The 16,226-nt window shown below is 68.4% G+C and carries 12 protein-coding genes; 3 read left to right on the forward strand and 9 right to left on the reverse strand.

All coding sequences use genetic code 11. The features are described 5' to 3' along the window. Position 1: 1 nt before the first annotated feature. A complete protein-coding gene (gene cyoA, locus ORK51_RS05140) occupies positions 2–976 on the reverse strand; it encodes a ubiquinol oxidase subunit II (protein WP_266084403.1) in 975 nt (324 codons plus the stop codon). A gap of 190 nt (positions 977–1,166) precedes the next feature. Between cyoA and ORK51_RS05145 the strand changes: the two genes are divergently transcribed. Beyond that, entirely contained in the window at positions 1,167–2,534 is a 1,368-nt protein-coding gene (locus tag ORK51_RS05145) for an aminotransferase-like domain-containing protein (protein WP_266084404.1), read from the forward strand. Between the two features lie 19 nt (positions 2,535–2,553). Here ORK51_RS05145 and ORK51_RS05150 read toward each other — a convergent pair whose 3' ends face one another. Continuing rightward, positions 2,554–2,823: a hypothetical protein gene (locus ORK51_RS05150; RefSeq protein WP_266084405.1), complete on the reverse strand. Its 270-nt coding sequence runs from the start codon at positions 2,821–2,823 to the stop codon at positions 2,554–2,556. Positions 2,824–2,993: 170 nt separating this feature from the next. On the opposite strand from ORK51_RS05150, the gene ORK51_RS05155 reads away from it, so the two are divergent. Then, positions 2,994–3,605: a TetR/AcrR family transcriptional regulator gene (locus ORK51_RS05155; RefSeq protein ID WP_266084406.1), complete on the forward strand. Its 612-nt coding sequence runs from the start codon at positions 2,994–2,996 to the stop codon at positions 3,603–3,605. A 100-nt stretch (positions 3,606–3,705) separates the two neighbouring features. Next, positions 3,706–4,395 carry a type 1 glutamine amidotransferase domain-containing protein gene (locus ORK51_RS05160; RefSeq protein WP_261996758.1) on the forward strand — a complete coding sequence of 230 codons (690 nt, stop codon included), beginning with the start codon at positions 3,706–3,708 and terminating at the stop codon, positions 4,393–4,395. Between the two features lie 16 nt (positions 4,396–4,411). Here the strand turns inward: ORK51_RS05160 and ORK51_RS05165 are convergent, their stop codons facing one another. From ORK51_RS05165 to ORK51_RS05195, 7 genes are all read right to left on the reverse strand, one after another. Beyond that, positions 4,412–5,818 (reverse strand): DUF1254 domain-containing protein, encoded by a 1,407-nt coding sequence (locus ORK51_RS05165; protein ID WP_266084407.1) that lies wholly within the window; start codon positions 5,816–5,818, stop codon positions 4,412–4,414. Positions 5,819–6,033: 215 nt separating this feature from the next. Next, entirely contained in the window at positions 6,034–6,228 is a 195-nt protein-coding gene (locus tag ORK51_RS05170) for a heavy-metal-associated domain-containing protein (RefSeq protein ID WP_266084408.1), read from the reverse strand. A gap of 163 nt (positions 6,229–6,391) precedes the next feature. Further along, positions 6,392–6,892, reverse strand: a complete 501-nt coding sequence (cueR, locus tag ORK51_RS05175; RefSeq protein ID WP_261996760.1) for a Cu(I)-responsive transcriptional regulator — start codon at positions 6,890–6,892, stop codon at positions 6,392–6,394. After that, positions 6,889–9,429 carry a heavy metal translocating P-type ATPase gene (locus tag ORK51_RS05180; protein WP_266084409.1) on the reverse strand — a complete coding sequence of 847 codons (2,541 nt, stop codon included), beginning with the start codon at positions 9,427–9,429 and terminating at the stop codon, positions 6,889–6,891. The genes cueR and ORK51_RS05180 overlap by 4 nt, the downstream gene beginning before the upstream one ends. Before the next feature lie 118 nt (positions 9,430–9,547). Continuing rightward, the gene (locus ORK51_RS05185; protein WP_266084410.1) at positions 9,548–10,864 is read right to left on the reverse strand and encodes a PQQ-dependent sugar dehydrogenase; all 1,317 of its coding nucleotides are present in this window, start codon (positions 10,862–10,864) and stop codon (positions 9,548–9,550) included. Next, entirely contained in the window at positions 10,861–11,277 is a 417-nt protein-coding gene (locus ORK51_RS05190) for a DUF2231 domain-containing protein (RefSeq protein ID WP_266084411.1), read from the reverse strand. The genes ORK51_RS05185 and ORK51_RS05190 overlap by 4 nt, the downstream gene beginning before the upstream one ends. A gap of 189 nt (positions 11,278–11,466) precedes the next feature. Next, complete coding sequence (locus ORK51_RS05195) at positions 11,467–16,218, reverse strand: ATP-dependent helicase (protein ID WP_266084412.1); 4,752 nt, start codon at positions 16,216–16,218, stop codon at positions 11,467–11,469. Positions 16,219–16,226 lie beyond the last annotated feature (8 nt).

The following is a 16,226-nucleotide window of genomic DNA, read 5'->3' on the forward strand; positions in this document are numbered from 1 at the left end:
ATCAGTTCTCCGCGGTACGGCTGGCAGACGCGGCCAGGCTCACGAGTTGGGATGTCGCGCCGGGTTCTTCACCGGGCAGGCAGATTTCGTCGTCGGGCATGCCGCCGTAGCGGCGCAGGATGCTGTCGAACAGGCCGGTATCCACGCTGGCGAAGCGCTGCATCGGCGCGCCGTGGGTCGGCTTCTCCAGTTCGGCCAGACGGGCCTGGCCCAGGTGCTGGGCAGTACCGCGCGACTGCGCCAGCCACTGCGCGAAGTCCGCCTCGGTCATCACCCGCGCATCGAACTTCATGTCCGAGAAGCCCGCGCCGCTGTAGGCCGAGGACATGCCGGCGTACGTGCCCGGCGTATGCCCGATCAGGTGCAGGCGGGTCTGCATTGCCGGCATGGTGTAGACCATGCTGCCCAGCTGCGGCACGAAGAAGGCATTCATCATCGACTCGGAGGTCAGCTTGAACGCCACCGGCGTATCGACCGGCATCACCAGTTCGTTGACCGTGGCCACGTTGTGGTCCGGATAGATGAACAGCCACTTCCAGTTGAGCGAGACCACTTCCACGCGCAGCGGCGCCTTGTCCGATTCGATCGGCCGGTACGGATCCAGCGCGTGGGTGCTTTTCCAGATCAGCACGCCGAGCACGACCACGATCAGGCACGGGATCGTCCACACCACCACTTCGATGGCGGTGGAGTGCGACCAGGTGGGTGCGTAGGTGGCCTTCTTGTTCGACTCGCGGTAGTGCCACGCGAAGTACAGCGTGAGGATGATCACCGGGATCACCACCAGCAGCATCAGGCCGGTGCAGACCAGGATCAGCTGCATTTCCTGCTCGGCGATGCTGCCCATGGGATTGAACAGCTCCAGGTTCCTGCAACCTGACAGCAGCGGCAGCAGCGCTGCCAGGCCGAACCAGCGTCCGGCGCGGGCTCGACCGGCCAGCGCGGCGCGGCGAGCGGGGTGTATAGCGGGGTTCATGCGTGACGGCCCTTCCAACGCAGTGCCGGGCCGGGCGGCCCGGATCATGAGAAGTGGCGAACACCCCCCTGCATGACCGATATGCATGGGGGGTGCCCGCCGCAGCCGCGTACGTTAGGCAACGACATGATCCATACATGATGCGACACACTGTCGCAGTCCTGCCCGGCCGCGCGCGTACCATGCGCGCATGGAGTGGAGCCCCCTCATTGCCGACGGCCACGGGCCGGTGTACCTGCGCATCGTGCAGGCCCTGGAACGTGCGGTCTGGTCCGGCGCACTGCGTCCCGGCGAGCGCCTGCCGGCGCAACGCGCCCTGGCCAATGAACTCGGCGTGGACCTGACCACGATCACCCGGGCCTTCACCGAGGCGCGCAAGCGCGGGCTGATCGATGCACGCGGCCCGCTGGGCTCGTTCGTGGCGCCGCCACAGGTGGAACTGACCCAGCTGATCGACCTGAGCATGAACCTGCCGCCCAGCCCTGGCGGGCAGCAGGTGGCCGAGGTGCTGCGGCGCGGCCTGTCATCGGTGCTGACCCGCAGCGATGTCGGCAACCTGATGACGTACCACGTCGGTGGCGGCAGCCGCGCGGATCATCAGGCCGCGCAACAATGGCTCAAGCCGATCCTCGGCAAGGTCGATGCAGGTACGGTGATCGTCACGGAAGGCGCGCAGGCCGCGCTGTCCGCCCTGCTGCTGGCCTTGACCAATGCCGGTGACACGATTCTGTGCGAGCCATTGGTCTACCCCGGCCTGCTGCATGCCACCCGGGTGTTGGAGCGACGGCTGCACGTGGTCGAGTGCGACGACGCGGGCATGCGACCGGATGCGCTGGCACGCGCTGCGAAGAAGCACGGCGCGCGCGTGGTCTATCTCAACCCGACCGCACAGAACCCCACGGCCCACACCATGCCGCCCGCACGCCGCGTAGCCCTGGCCGACGTGATCCGCGCGCAGCACCTGCAGCTGATTGAAGACGATCCGTACTGGCTGCTGGTTGACGACGCCCCTGCCCCGCTTGCGCTGCTGGCACCACGGCACACCTGTTACATCTCCACCCTCTCCAAGTGCCTGAGCCCGGGATTGCACACCGGTTTCGTGCGCCTGCCCGACGGCATGGACCGGCAACCGGTGCTCGATGCCCTGCGCGCGGTCAACCTGATGGCACCGCCGCTGATGAATGCTCTGGTGACGCAGCTGATCCTGGACGGCTCGGCCCAGGCCATGCTGACACTGGTGCAGGAGGAAGCCGCCGAGCGCCGCTACCTCGCGCAGTCGGCGCTCTCGCCGCGCTTCCTGCAGCACTGCGCGGGGGTGCATGCGTGGTGCCGGCTGCCCGCACACTGGACCGATGCCAGCCTCACCCACGCCGCGCGCCTGCAGGGCCTGGGCATCGCACCGTCGTCGGCCTTCACGCCCGAAGGCGTGGCGATCAACGATGCGGTGCGGATCTCATTGGGTGCCGCGGCCAACCGGCAGGAACTGCATCGGGCGCTGCGGCAACTGGATCAACTGATGCATGTGGCGGCGGCGGAAAGCACCGGCTGGAAGGTCTGAGCCCCGCCGGTGGCCCTGCTCAGCCGGAAACGGCCTTGGCCTGCTTCCAGACCGCTTCAAACTGGCTGGCGGTAATGGCGTCATCCGAATCCAGGTCCAGCCAGGACAAGGGCTGATCGGACAGCGGGAAACGCTCGTCGGCCTGCCCGGATTTGTCGGCCCAGACCAGCAGGCTGCGATAGCTTTCGACCTGGCGGACGATCACATCGCCCTGCGCCTCGAGGTAGATCGTGCCGTTGCCGATCTCGGATTCCGCAGGGTGTTTGTAGTGTTTCCGGGTCGTGCTCATGGCGGAGGCTGGATCTGGCGGTAAAAGGGGCCGGGGAATATACCCTGATCCTGCGCCGTCGGCCGACAGCGTGCCCCTCTACCCGGTGGTACCGGGCGTTGGCGGGATGCCCATGAGCCCAGCGCACCCGGCACTAGACGACCGGTCTAATTCGGCGTAGAGTGCATCCCATGAACTCCGCCACCGCCAGCGCTCCTGCCACTACCGACGTCCGCGACACGATCCTGGCCACCGGCCAGCGGATCATGGGCGCGAAGGGCTTTTCGGCGGTGGGCCTGAATGAGGTACTGACCGCTGCAGGCGTGCCCAAGGGCTCGTTCTATCACTACTTCGCCTCCAAGGAAGCCTTCGGCGAAGCGCTGCTGGCCGACTATTTCAGTGCCTACCTCGCCGATATGGACCGCCTCTTCCGCCAGCCCGGCCAGACCAAGGCGCAGCAGTTGGACGCCTACTTCAGCGCCTGGCAGGAGAGCCAGTCGTTCGAGGATTGCCAAGGGAAGTGCCTGGCGGTGAAGCTGGGCGCGGAAGTGGCCGACCTGTCCGCCAGCATGCGTGCCGCGTTGAAGCAGGGCACGGCCGGCATCATCGAGCGCATCGCGCGCGCCCTCGAAGACGGCGCCGAAGACGGCTCGCTGTCGTTCGCGGGCGGCGCGGAGCCGCTCGCCCAGAGTCTGTACCAGCTTTGGCTGGGCGCCAGCATCATGGTCAAGATCGTGCGCAATGCCCAGCCGTTCGAGACCGCCCTGCGCACCACCCACCAGTTGCTCCACCCTTCGCGCTGACGCGTAGAAGATCACCGGCGCGCCCCACCGGCGTGCTTTTTTCACGCTCCATTTCTAGACGACCGGTCTACTCTTAACCCACTACCCTCTGGAGTCTCCCATGAAAGTCCTCATCGTTCTGACCTCCCACGACCAGCTCGGCAACACCGGCAAGAAGACCGGCTTCTGGCTGGAAGAGCTGGCCGCGCCCTATTACACCTTCAAGGATGCAGGCGCCGAGATCGTGCTGGCCTCGCCCAAGGGCGGCCAGCCGCCACTGGATCCCAAGAGCAACGAACCCGACTTCAAGACCGACGCCACCCGCCGTTTCGAGGCGGACGTGGATGCCAACGCGCAGCTGGCCAACACCGTACGCCTGGACAGCGTCTCGCAGGCGGACTTCGATACCGTGTTCTATCCCGGCGGCCACGGCCCGCTCTGGGATCTGGCCGAAGACCGCCATTCCGTTGCGCTGCTCGAAGCCTTCATCGCTGCCGGCAAGCCGGTGGCCCTGGTCTGCCATGCGCCGGGTGTACTGCGTGACGTCAAGACTGCCGAAGGTACCCCGCTGGTCCAGGGCAGGAAGGTCACCGGCTTCACCAACACCGAAGAAGCCGGCGTCGGCCTGACCGAGGTGGTGCCCTTCCTGGTGGAGGACATGCTCAAGGCAGCGGGCGGCCACTATTCCAAGGGACCGGACTGGGGCTCGTACGTGGTCACCGATGGCGTGCTGATCACCGGCCAGAATCCGGCCTCCTCGGCGGAGACGGCCGCGGTGCTGCTGCGGACGGTGGCTTCCAACAAGAACTGACCCGCTCCGGGCCGAGTCAACCCGCGACGCGTACCGGCGGTGGCGTCCAGCTGCCGTCGGTCACCGCGGGCTGCGGCCAATAGGCACGGATGTACAGCGAAAACGCTTCGCCTTCGGGTGCCGGCAGCCAGTTCGCCTGCTGCACCGGATCACTGGGTGCGTCGGCCTGCACGTAGATCGTCAGCGAGCCGTCGGGATTGGCGATCAGGGTCTTGTTCTTGGTGCCGACCGAATACCGCTCGATCGCGTTGGGCGAGAAGAAGTGATGCTGGTTGTAGAGCGTCAGCGACCAGAAACCCTGCACCGGCGGCAACTGCCCGGCCGGGAAGGTCACCGTGTAGCGGCTGGAACCGTCCAGCCGCTGGCCGGTATCGTCCAGGTCCTGATAGAAGTATTTCGTCTCGTTCGGCTTGTTGACGAAGATGTTGGATTTGGCCACGGCGGTGCGGGTGTAGTAATCCGTGCCGAACGCCGCGCCATTGCTCTGCGTGGTCCAGTGGTGCGGCAGCGGCAGACCGTAGTTGCGGAACTGCAGCAGCGGACCGACCAGGTCGTTCTCGGCCTTGCCCACTTCATCGGTCATCGCACGCTTGAGCTCGGGGTTCTGGCGTGCTGCCTCGACCACTGCCCGCAGCTCGGCATACAGGGCCTGCTCACCCGGCAATGGGCTGGCATCGTCCAGCACCAGCGGAAGCTCATCAATGAAGCTGGCAGGGATGACCCATTGCGCTTCGCCGCCGCTGTTGCCCTGGCTCTCGTCCGCCGGAAGCCTGGCTACCCGGGCCCAGTCGCGCTGCTTGGGCGCGCCGTCGAAGGCCGACAAGGGATACATGTCGATCTGGTTGATCAGCGGAAGGATCGCCTGCCGGTCCTGCGGGGTATCGTCCAGGAACACCCGCGGAATGACGAAACCGGTCTTGCTGCTGGAACGGAACACCCGGGTGATGCCGGCGGGAACGTCGCCGTGCCAGTCCGGGCCCACCAGCAGGTAGAAGCCGGGAGCCGTACCGTACATCTTGCCGATATCGGCGAAGCTGTCGCTGCGCAGATCCACCACCTGGTAGACCCAGAAGCGCTCGCCGAAATCGGGCACCTGCAGCACCACCGGCTCCACATCCAGGCCGATGCTGCCGGCACCGTAGACGACGTCCTGGTTGGGGCACGCCACCATCCGCTCCTGCGGACCGATGTAATCGCTGAGCATGCACACATGATTCAGTGGCGCCACCGGCACGAAGCCACCCATCAGGCCCGGCTCGGGCAGATCCTTGAACTTCAGCCGCCGGTTGTAGATGTTGACCATCGGCCACGCCCAGAAATAGGCGTTGCGCGCGACCATCCGGACATACGCTTCAGTCAGCCGGGTACCCCTGACCGGACCCGCTATCTCGACCTGCGTGGACGTGTGCGCGACGTTGTGCATGATGTCAGCTCCGACTGGCCGGGGAGGCCTTGGGAGACTGATCCTCGCCGTGGCCGGTCCTGCGCACCAGCGAACATCTGCGTGGGCGGCCTCAGTAAAACTACTGCCGCTGCTGCGTGCGGTGCCGTCATCGCTGCCGCCAGCGACGGCAGAATCGTCAGAAGATGCTTGGTGCACATGGGTTGCCCTCCGGGCAGCTATGCAGGATCGCGTGCTCAACGCGTCGCGGGAAATCCGGCCTCGGCCAGTGCGGCAACAAACGCCTCCGGCCCGTGGGCGCTCTCGACACGCACTTCGCGTGCGGGCGGATCGGTCTCGACACGCGCGTCTGGATCGACGCCCTGAAGGGCCTTGGTGACCGAACGGGCACAGCCGCCGCAGGTCATGGTGGGGATGATGAAACGATGCATGGCGACCTCGCCGTCGTGGGTGTAAGCCCACTGTCGGGGATGACAACGTGGCAAGGTCAAGCGATTGTCGTGGAGCGTCGCCGGTTATTCATGCCCGCGTTATCCGCCGCGCGGGAGCAGATGCGTGCACGCCCGGTGCGGGGCATGGACGCGGCCGGGTCGATCAGGAACGTGGCCTGCGGGACGCACGCCCGCGCGAAGACACCGGCGTATCGGCGCCGAACAGCGGCGTCTTGCGAGGCTTCCTGGCCGCTGCGGTCTCCACCGGCGCCGCAGCCGGCTGCGCCAGGTCGGCGATGATCGGGCAATCCGGCCGATCATTGCCGTGGCAATGCGCGGCCAGGTGCTCCAGCGTCTGCACCATGGCCTGCAGCTCGGCGATCTTCGCCTTCAGCCCATCCACATGGGACAGCGCCACCGCCTTGACGTCGGCACTGGCACGCTCGCGGTCCTGCCACAGCACCAGCAGTTCGCCGATCTGCTCGACGGAAAAACCGAGGTCGCGCGCACGCCGGATGAAACGCAGGCTGTGCGCGTCCTGCGGGCTGTAATGCCGGTAGCCCGCCTCCGAGCGCGCGGCCGGGGGGATCAGGCCGATCTGCTCGTAGTAGCGGATCATCTTCGCCGAGACCCCCGAGAACGTCGCGGCTTCACCAATATTCATCGTACGGTCCTCATCGCGCCTTGCTCCACGCCGGCACCCAGCGTATCGGCCTGCATCGGTGCATGGAAGCGCTTGAGCCGCAGCGCGTTGCCGAGCACGAACACACTGGACAATGCCATCGCCGCGGCGGCGAAGACCGGCGAAAGCAGCGTGCCGTTCAGCGGGTACAGCAGGCCCGCCGCGACCGGAATCAGCACCGCGTTGTAGGCGAAGGCCCAGAACAGGTTCTGCTTGATGTTGCGGATCGTCGCCTGGCTCAGCGCGATCGCGTTGGGCACGCCGCGCAGGTCGCCGGACATCAGCACCACATCGGCGGCTTCGATCGCCACGTCCGTGCCGGTGCCGATCGCCAACCCGACATCGGCCTCGGCCAGCGCCGGTGCGTCGTTGATGCCGTCCCCGACGAACGCCACCTTCGCGCCGCCCGCGCGGAAGCGCTTGAGCGCAGCCACCTTGCCATCCGGCAGCACTTCAGCCGCCACTTCATCGATGCCGAGCTGGCGCGCGATCGCTGCCGCCGTGGCCGCGTTGTCACCGGTGATCATCGCCACCTTCAGGCCCAATGCGTGCAGCGCCTGGATCGCCGCAGGCGTGCTTTCCTTGATCGGGTCGGCCACCGCGATCACCGCCGCCAGGCGACCGTCGATGGCGGCATACAGCGGGCTCCTGCCCTGCTCGCCCAGCCGCTGCGCGGTGGGCTGGAAAGCGGTCACGTCCAGGCCGAGCCGGGTCATGTAGCGGTCCGCGCCCACGGCTACGGTGCGGCCACCGACCTGCGCGGACACACCGAAGCCGGGCACCGCCTCGAAGCGCTCAAGGGTCGCCAGTGCAAGCCCACGCGTTTTGGCGGCAGCCACGATGGCCTCGGCGATGGGATGCTCCGAGCGGGTTTCCACCGCAGCGACCAGCGCCAGCACTTCATCGGCCTGGAAACCGTCGGCCGGCTCCAGGTCGGTCAGTTCGGGACGGCCCCTGGTCAGCGTGCCGGTCTTGTCCAGCGCGATCACGCTCACATCGCGCAATGCCTGCAGCGCTTCGCCCTTGCGGAACAGGATCCCCAGCTCCGCCGCGCGGCCCGTGCCGACCATGATCGAGGTCGGCGTGGCCAGGCCCATCGCGCAGGGGCAGGCAATGATCAGCACCGCCACGGCGTTGACCAGTGCAAAGGTCAGCGCCGGGGTGGGGCCGAACACCAGCCAGATCAGGAAGGTGAGCGCGGCGGCGGCCATCACCGCCGGCACGAACCACATGGTGACCTTGTCGACCAGCGCCTGGATCGGCAGCTTGGAACCCTGCGCCTGCTCGACCAGACGGATGATCTGCGCCAGCACCGTGTCCCCGCCCACCTTGGTGACGCGGAAACTGAAGGCACCGGTGGTGTTGAGCGTACCGCCCACCACCTCCGCGCCCACGGCCTTGGCCACCGGTACCGGCTCACCGGTGATCATGCTTTCGTCGACATAGGAGGCACCCTCCACCACTTCGCCATCGACCGGCACCTTCTCGCCTGGGCGGACCAGCACGATGTCGTCCAGCGTGACCTGTTCAAGCGGCACTTCGACGGTCTCCCCACCGCGCTGCACGCGCGCGGTCCGCGCCTGCAACCCGACCAGGCGCTTGATCGCCTGCGAGGTACGGCCCTTGGCCCGCGCCTCCAGCGTGCGGCCGAGCAGGATCAGGGTCACGATCACCACGGCCGCCTCGAAGTAGACATTCGCGGTTCCCGGCGGGAGTGCGCCCGGTGCGAAGGTCGCGACCACGGAATAGCCGTACGCCGCTGCCGTGCCCAGCGACACCAGCGAGTTCATGTCGGGGGCGCCGCGCAGCAGTGCCGGCACGCCCTTGCGGAAGAAGCGCAGGCCCGGCCCGAACAGCACCAGCGTGGCCAGCGCGAACTGCAGGTACCAGCTGGTCTGCAACCCTACGGTGTGCACTACCCAGTGATGCATGGCCGGGACGAGGTGCGAGCCCATTTCCAGGATGAAGACCGGCAGGGTCAGCACCGCCGCCAGCAGCAGGGAACGGCGCAGCGCGCGTGCTTCGCCTTCACGGCGTTGCTCGTCCTGGTCACCGGTTGCGGCCGTGCTCACACTGACCGGCCGCGCGGTGTAGCCGGCGTTCTCGACGGCGGCCTGAAGATCGGCCACGGACACCGTGCCGGCCAGATGCCGCACCTGCGCCCGCTCGGTGGCCAGGTTGACGCTGGCCGCGATCACGCCCGGCAGCTGCGCAAGACTGCGTTCCACGCGACCGACGCAGGACGCACAGGTCATCCCCTCGATGCTCAGCTCGGTGGTGTCTTCGCGGACGCTGTAGCCCGCGCGTTCGATGGCGCGCACCGCTGCCTGCGGGTCGGGCGCACCGATGAAGCTGAGATCGGCCCGCTCCGTGGCGAGGTTGACCGCGGCGGTCTGCACGCCGGGGACGGCGGTCAGCGCACGCTCCACCCGGCCCACGCAGGAGGCGCAGGTCATGCCCTCGATGGGCAGACTCAGGCGGCTGATCGGCGCGCCGGACCGGGAGATTACAGACGACATGGGCAGTCCTTGGGGTGAGGTTACCTGCCACCCTAAAGATTCCCATCATGGGAAGGTCAAGCCCCTCTTAACGGGGACGGAGAGGACTATTATTCCCCTCCGTCCCTGTTAAACAGCCTTACGGCTGTGCCGGGGTGCCGTCGGCGGTAACCCGCCAGATGGTGTTGGAGAGATCGTCGGCGACGATCAGCGCGCCGCGCGGATCGACGGTGACGCCCACCGGGCGGCCACGGGTCTTGCCGTCTTCGCCGAAGAAGCCGCTCACGAAATCGATCGGTTCGCCGGCCGGGCGGCCATTGCTGAAGGGCACGAACACGACCTTGTAGCCCACCGGCGGATTGCGGTTCCAGCTGCCATGCTCGCCGACGAAGACACCCTCGGCGAACTGCGTGCCCATCACCGGGGACGAGAAGGCCACGCCCAGCGCGGCCACGTGCGAGCCCAAGGCGTAATCCGGTGCGATCGCCGAGGCGACCTTCTCCGGGTTCTGCGGCATCACCCGGCGGTCCACGTTCTTGCCCCAGTAGCTGTAGGGCCACCCATAGAAGCCGCCCTCCTTCACCGAGGTGAGGTAATCGGGCACCAGGTTGGGGCCGATCTCGTCACGTTCGTTGACCACCGCCCACAACGTGCCCGTGCCCGGCTGGATCGCCAACGCAGTGGGATTGCGGATGCCGGTGGCGTAATCCTTGTGCGCGCCGGTGACCGCATCGATCTGCCAGATCCGCGCGCGGTCGATCTCCACCGCCATGCCACGTTCGGTGATGTTGCTGTTGGAGCCGATGCCCACGTACAGATAACGGCCATCGGCGCTGGCGGTCATCGCCTTGGTCCAGTGATGGTTGATCGCCGCGGGCAGGTCGGTGAGCTTGACCGGTGCGCCACTCGCCTTGGTCTGCCCTTCCTGGTAGTCAAAGCGCACCACCGCGTCCTGGTTGGCAACAAAGATCGCATTGCCGATCATCGCCAGGCCGTACGGCGCGTTGAGCTTGTCGGCGAACACCGTTTTCAATTCGTAGACGCCATCGCCATCGGCGTCGCGCAGCAGGGTCAGGCGGTTGCCGCTCTTGACCGCGGTATTGCCCTTGGCCTTGATCTTGCCGGCGATGACATCCTTCGGCTTGAGGTTCGGCGCGCTGCCGCCGCGGCCTTCGGCCACGAGAATGTCGCCGTTGGGCAGCACCAGGGTCTGCCGCGGAATGGCCAGATCGGTGGCGATCGCCGAGATGCGGTAGCCCTTGGGCACGGTGGGGAGCATGTCACCCCATTGCGCCGGCTTGGCGATGGTCATGTCCGGCATCAGCCCGCGATGCGGCTTGGGCATCTCCGGGTTGCCGCCATATTGTTCCAGCTCCGGCGCCTTGCCGCTGCAGGCAGCCAGGGCGACCGCAAGCGCGGAGACCGAGAGAGTGCGGAGCGTCGTCTGGCGGCTCATCGCACACCTCCCACGCGCAGGCTGGACAGTCCCACCCAAGTGGCGATCAGCGCCAGCACGGTCAGGATCACCGAGAGCACCAGGCCCGCCGGCATCACCGCCCACGCATCGCGCGCATGGTGCAGGCAGTTGATGAAGCCCACGCCCCAGATCACCGCGAGAATCACCACGTAAGCGAGATTGCGACTGCCACGGACCAGCCCGACGATCCCGCACAGCAGCGCCAGCGTGGTCATCACCATTGCCCCGATCAGCAGCCAGGACGCGAAGTTGGCCCACTGGATCTCGTACGAACTCCAATACGCATAGTCCGCCAGCAGTGCGCCCAGGAACAACGGCAGCACGCTGCCCAGTACAGCGGCGTGGAACGGATGGATGACCCATGATCGGGTCAGGACAACGGTCGAAGCCATGGTGGTCTCCTGGTGAGGGGGCGAATCTCTCCCGATCCTGCCACCCCCGGCGTGATGGGGGTGCCGATGGCTCAGGTATCGGCCAGGTCCCAATACGGCGGCGAGCCGGTCGCATCAGTCAGGAACGCGGAAACCTCGCGGACCTTGCGCCTGATCGCACGGGGCCGGCAGCAATGCCGGCCCTTCTGGTTACCCTTCCCAGCTCACGCCCTTGGGCGCACTGGAAAAACCCGCGGCACGCAGGGCATCCATCAAGGCGTCGCGCTTCACCACCGCGTCGTTGATCAGCTCCAGGGTGAAGGAACTGCGTCGGCCACGCCTGAGCGCACTGGCCAGTGCCTGCGAGGCCGCGCCAAGCGACGGATCATCCGCCTCGACATACACCTGCAGGTGGCGCCCACCCTGGGCCAGATACATCAGCAGGCGCCCACCGCCGATCACCACGAACGCGCCAGCCCGCCGTACCGGACGCTGCCCCGTGCGATGCGCTGGCCACGGCAGCACCGTACCGAACGGATTGGCCGGGTCCACCGCGGACAGGCCGACCGCGATGTCGGCAGCCCCCGGCCGCAGCGCCTCGGCAATCCCGCGCAGGCGGTCCACCAACAGGCGATCAGCGAACTGCGCCCCGCCCAGCCCCTCCACGAAACGCCCACGCAGCACGCGGCCGGTGTCCTCCATCCCACGATAGACCTGCTGCAATGCCGGGAAGCCGCCGGCAATCCCTTCCGCGACGGCCGCGCCACGGGTCACGATGCCGTGGCGATCCAGCAGGCCCTCGGCCAGGGCCACCGCACGCACGGTGTCACTCACCGCCTCCCGTTGCAGCAGCGACCAGCGACCGGCCAGCGTCGGCGCCGCGAAGCTGGCGGTGCCCGGCGGCGAACCTTCACTGACGGCGGGCATGTCGTGCATCGGGAAGCCGCGGAAACCGCGGCTGCGCCGCGACGTCCTTGTCACGCGGGGGCGCGGCGGGCGCGTGCCGGACAGCGCGCGCAGCGGCGCCCACAGGTCGGTGGTTACCTGGCCCGACCAGGCCAGGTCCCACAGGGCACTCTGCAGCTGGTCCGGGGTGATCTCCGGGCTGGCCGTGCCGGCCTGCTCCCATTGGCTGCGCACGGCCGCGACCAGTTGGCGGGCGAAGTACGCACCACCGTCGGTCAGCACCTGCAGAATGCCGGCCTGCAACGGAGAGAGCTCCACGTGGGCCGGGGGTGCCGACAAGGTCTCGGCGGCCAGTTCCTGCAGGTGCAGCGCGACCAGGCCGTCGTCCTCGCCGATGCGGCCATGGCCTGACCACAGCACCGTGCCGGTCGCGAGCAGTTCGTCCAGCAGTCCGGGCGCGTAGTCCACCACCCGCGCGGGCAATATCTGCTGCTCCCATACCGAGGCGGGCAGCGGCACGCCGGCCAGCAGTTCCACGACCCGTGCCACGCCGTCGATACCCTCCAGCGCACTGCGGGCCGGGGTCTGCATGCCACGGGCGGCCTGGGCGGCATCGGCGATCAGGCCATGCCGTTCCAGCACCAGCAACGCGTAAGCTTCGCGGGGCACCGGCCGGGTGGCCTCGCGCGCGGCCTGCAGCGAGCGCACCCGCAGCCGCCGGAACACGTCCTCGCTTACCCATTCGTGACGGGCCAGCGGGACCGGCGCCGGCATCGCGCCGGCCCCCGCCGACTGCCGGCGGACCACGCCGAACGCGCCCTTCAGCAGCTTGCCCTGCATCTCCAGCCGGGTCAGCGCGGCATCGGCCACGGCCACGCCCAGCCCGAACGCCGCTGCTGCGTCGGCGGTGGTGAACGGCGGATGGCTGCGGGCATAGCGCGCCAGCAACTCGCCCAACGGATCGGCAGCCGGCTGCAGGAATGCGTCGGGCAGGTCCGCCGCCACGGCGACACCGAGTGCGTCGCGCAGGCGTGCGGCATCTTCGATGGCGGCCCAGTGTTCGACACCGGCGATCGGCATCCGGATCGCGCGGCGCTCCTGCTCCAATGCCTGGAGCAGCGGCAGCGGCTCGGCGTCGATGAGGCGCGCGGCCAGCGCAGCTGCCGTGAGCGGGCCCAGCTCGCGCAGCAGATCGGCAACGCCCTCCTTGCCCTTGGCGCGGCGATCCGGCACGCGCCGCTGCAGCGCCTCGCCCATCGCGTCGACCACGGTGGGATCAAGCAGTTCGCCCAGATCGACCTGGCCGAGCAGATCCCCCAGCAGGCCACTGTCGAGCGAGAGCACCGACGCGCGGCGCTCGGCCAGCGGCACGTCGGTGCCGTACATGAACTCGGCGACATAGCCGAACAGCAGGTTCGCCGCGAACGGTGACGGCACCTCGGTGGTGACCTCGGCCATCGCCACGCGCCCATCGGCCAGCCGCTGCATCAACCCATCCAGTGCGTCCAGATCGTAGACATCCTGCAGGCATTCGCGCGCGGTTTCGATCAGGATCGGAAATTCGGGGTAGCCCTGCGCGATCCCGAGCAGCTCGCCCGCGCGCAGGCGCTGCTGCCACAGCGGGGAGCGGCGGCCCGGCGTGCGCCGAGGCAACAACAGCGCGCGCGCCGCGCATTCGCGGAAGCGGGCGGCGAACAAGGCCGAGCCGCCCACCGCACGGGTCACCTCGCTGCGCAGCCGCTCCGGCTCGAACAGGAACAGCTCCGCCCCGGGCAGGCGGCCGGCAGCGTCGGGCAGCCGCGCGATGATGCCGTCATCACTGGCCACCACCGCCGGATCGATGCCCCAGCGCTCGCGGATGCGCGCGGCCATCGCCAGCGCCCACGGGTCATGCACGCGCCGGCCATACGGAGAATGCAGCATCAACCGCCAGTCGCCGGATTCGTCGCGGCAACGTTCCACCACCAGGGTGCGATCGGTGGGTAGCAGGCCGGTGGCCTCACGTTGTTCGCCCAGCAGGCCGACGATGTTGGCGACCGCGTTGTCGGCCAACCCATCGGCCTGCAGCCGCGCCCGCAGCGCGGGGGAAACGTCGCCCTCGCCGACCGCGCCTTCCAGCGCCCCGATGAAGGCACCGACCGCTTCGCCCAGCTCGGCCGGGCGCCCCACGCCTTCGCCCCGCCAGAACGGCAGCCGCGCCGAGCGGCCCGGTGCCGGGGTCACCACCACCTGGTCATGGGTGATCTGTTCGATGCGCCACGACGTCGCGCCGAGCGTGATCACGTCGTTGACGCGCGACTCATGGACCATTTCCTCGTCCAGCTCGCCGACCCGGCGCGAGCCCGCGCGTTCCTCGCCCTCCGGCAGCATTACGCTGAACATGCCGCGGTCGGGAATGGTGCCGCCGCTGGTGACGGCCAGCTGCTTCGATCCGGGCCGGGCGCTCAGCTCACCGGTGTCACGGTTCCAGACCAGCCGTGGGCGGAACCCGGCAAAATCATCGGACGGGTAGCGCCCGGCCAGCATGTCCAGCGTGGCATCGAAGGCGCTGCGTGGCAGCGACCGGTACGGCGCCGCGCGACGCACACAGGCAAACCACGCCTCCACCTGCAGCGTATCCATCGCCGCGGCGGCCACGGTCTGCTGGGCCAGCACGTCCAGCGGATTGCGCGGAGGGTCGATCGCCTCGATATCGCCGGCGAGCATGCGTTCCACCGCGACCGTCGCATCGATCAGATCGCGGCGCGTGCGTGGGTAGACCAGGCCGGTGGAGATGCCGCCCACCTGGTGGCTGGCGCGCCCGACCCGCTGCAGGGCGCTGGCCACCGAAGGCGGCGCTGCGACCTGGATGACCAGATCGACCAGGCCCATGTCGATCCCCAGCTCCAGGCTGGAGGTGGCGACCACGCAGCGCAGCTCACCGGATTTGAGCGCCTGTTCGATCTCGCGGCGCTGCTCTTTGGACACCGAGCCATGGTGTGAACGTGCGATCAGCGCCTCTGCCCCGGCCGAGCGCGCGGCGGTGCCGCCAGTGAAGGAACCATGGTGCTCTGGCGCCGGACCCGGCGTTGGCCGCTGCGCGAGGCGCTCGGCGTACAGCTCGTTGAGCCGCGCCGTCAGCTTCTCGGCCACCCCGCGCGCGTTGGCGAACACGATGGTGGAGCGCCGGGCCAGCACCTGGTCGAGAATGCTGGCCTCCACGTGCGGCCAGATCGACCCCAGCCGCCCGGACGACGGCGAAGCCTCCGAAGCGCCGGGATGGGGCGGCAGGTCGGCCATGTCCTCCACCGGCACGACGATGCGCACATCCAATGCCCGTTGCGACGGCGGATGGACCACCCTGACGGGGCGGTCGCCCCCGAGGAACCGCGCGACTTCCTCGACCGGCCGCACCGTGGCCGACAGCCCGATGCGCTGCGCCGGCACCGCCAGCAGCGCCTCCAGCCGTTCCAGGCTCAGCGCCAGATGAGTACCCCGCTTGCTGCCGGCCACCGCATGGATCTCATCGATGATCACGGTATGCACGTCGCGCAATGTTTCGCGCGCCTGCGAGGTCAGCATCAGGAACAGCGACTCAGGCGTGGTGATCAGGATGTCGGGCGGGCGCCGGACCAGCCGCGCCCGCTCGGCGGCCGTGGTATCCCCGGTGCGGATCGCCACGGACAGGTTGACCGCCGGATCGCCGCGCCGCTCACGCTCGGCGCTGACCCCCTGCAAGGGAATCTGCAGGTTGCGCTGCACGTCGGCGCCGAGCGCCTTGATCGGCGAGAGGTACAGCACGCGGGTGCCGCGCTTTTTCGGCGGCGCTGGATCGGAGGGCGGAACGCGGGATGGCTCGCCGCTGCGGAACAACTGGTCGATCGCGTGCAGGAACGCCGCCAGGGTCTTGCCCGAACCGGTCGGCGCGATCACCAGGGTGTGCTCGCCGGCGCCGATCGCAGCCCAGGCATGCGCCTGCGCCGGGGTGGGCGCGGTGAACGCCGCGGTGAACCAGGCGCGCGTGGCCGGGGTGAAGGTGGCCAGCGAACCGGTGAGGGAAGCGTTCGGGGTGGGCATGCAACAAC

It is taken from the genome of Stenotrophomonas sp. RIT-551 (assembly GCF_026241915.1).
Classification (GTDB): Bacteria; Pseudomonadota; Gammaproteobacteria; order Xanthomonadales; family Xanthomonadaceae; genus Stenotrophomonas; species Stenotrophomonas bentonitica_A.

What these genes read in the sequence shown, in the direction of transcription:
- ORK51_RS05180 (WP_266084409.1), bottom strand. Translation starts at nt 9,429, where the DNA reads ATGTCGTCTGTAATCTCCCGGTCCGGCGCGCCGATCAGCCGCCTGAGT.
- ORK51_RS05195 (WP_266084412.1), bottom strand. Translation starts at nt 16,218, where the DNA reads ATGCCCACCCCGAACGCTTCCCTCACCGGTTCGCTGGCCACCTTCACC.
- ORK51_RS05150 (WP_266084405.1), bottom strand. Translation starts at nt 2,823, where the DNA reads ATGAGCACGACCCGGAAACACTACAAACACCCTGCGGAATCCGAGATC.
- ORK51_RS05155 (WP_266084406.1), top strand. Translation starts at nt 2,994, where the DNA reads ATGAACTCCGCCACCGCCAGCGCTCCTGCCACTACCGACGTCCGCGAC.
- ORK51_RS05170 (WP_266084408.1), bottom strand. Translation starts at nt 6,228, where the DNA reads ATGCATCGTTTCATCATCCCCACCATGACCTGCGGCGGCTGTGCCCGT.
- ORK51_RS05145 (WP_266084404.1), top strand. Translation starts at nt 1,167, where the DNA reads ATGGAGTGGAGCCCCCTCATTGCCGACGGCCACGGGCCGGTGTACCTG.
- ORK51_RS05160 (WP_261996758.1), top strand. Translation starts at nt 3,706, where the DNA reads ATGAAAGTCCTCATCGTTCTGACCTCCCACGACCAGCTCGGCAACACC.
- ORK51_RS05185 (WP_266084410.1), bottom strand. Translation starts at nt 10,864, where the DNA reads ATGAGCCGCCAGACGACGCTCCGCACTCTCTCGGTCTCCGCGCTTGCG.
- cyoA (WP_266084403.1), bottom strand. Translation starts at nt 976, where the DNA reads ATGAACCCCGCTATACACCCCGCTCGCCGCGCCGCGCTGGCCGGTCGA.
- ORK51_RS05165 (WP_266084407.1), bottom strand. Translation starts at nt 5,818, where the DNA reads ATGCACAACGTCGCGCACACGTCCACGCAGGTCGAGATAGCGGGTCCG.
- cueR (WP_261996760.1), bottom strand. Translation starts at nt 6,892, where the DNA reads ATGAATATTGGTGAAGCCGCGACGTTCTCGGGGGTCTCGGCGAAGATG.
- ORK51_RS05190 (WP_266084411.1), bottom strand. Translation starts at nt 11,277, where the DNA reads ATGGCTTCGACCGTTGTCCTGACCCGATCATGGGTCATCCATCCGTTC.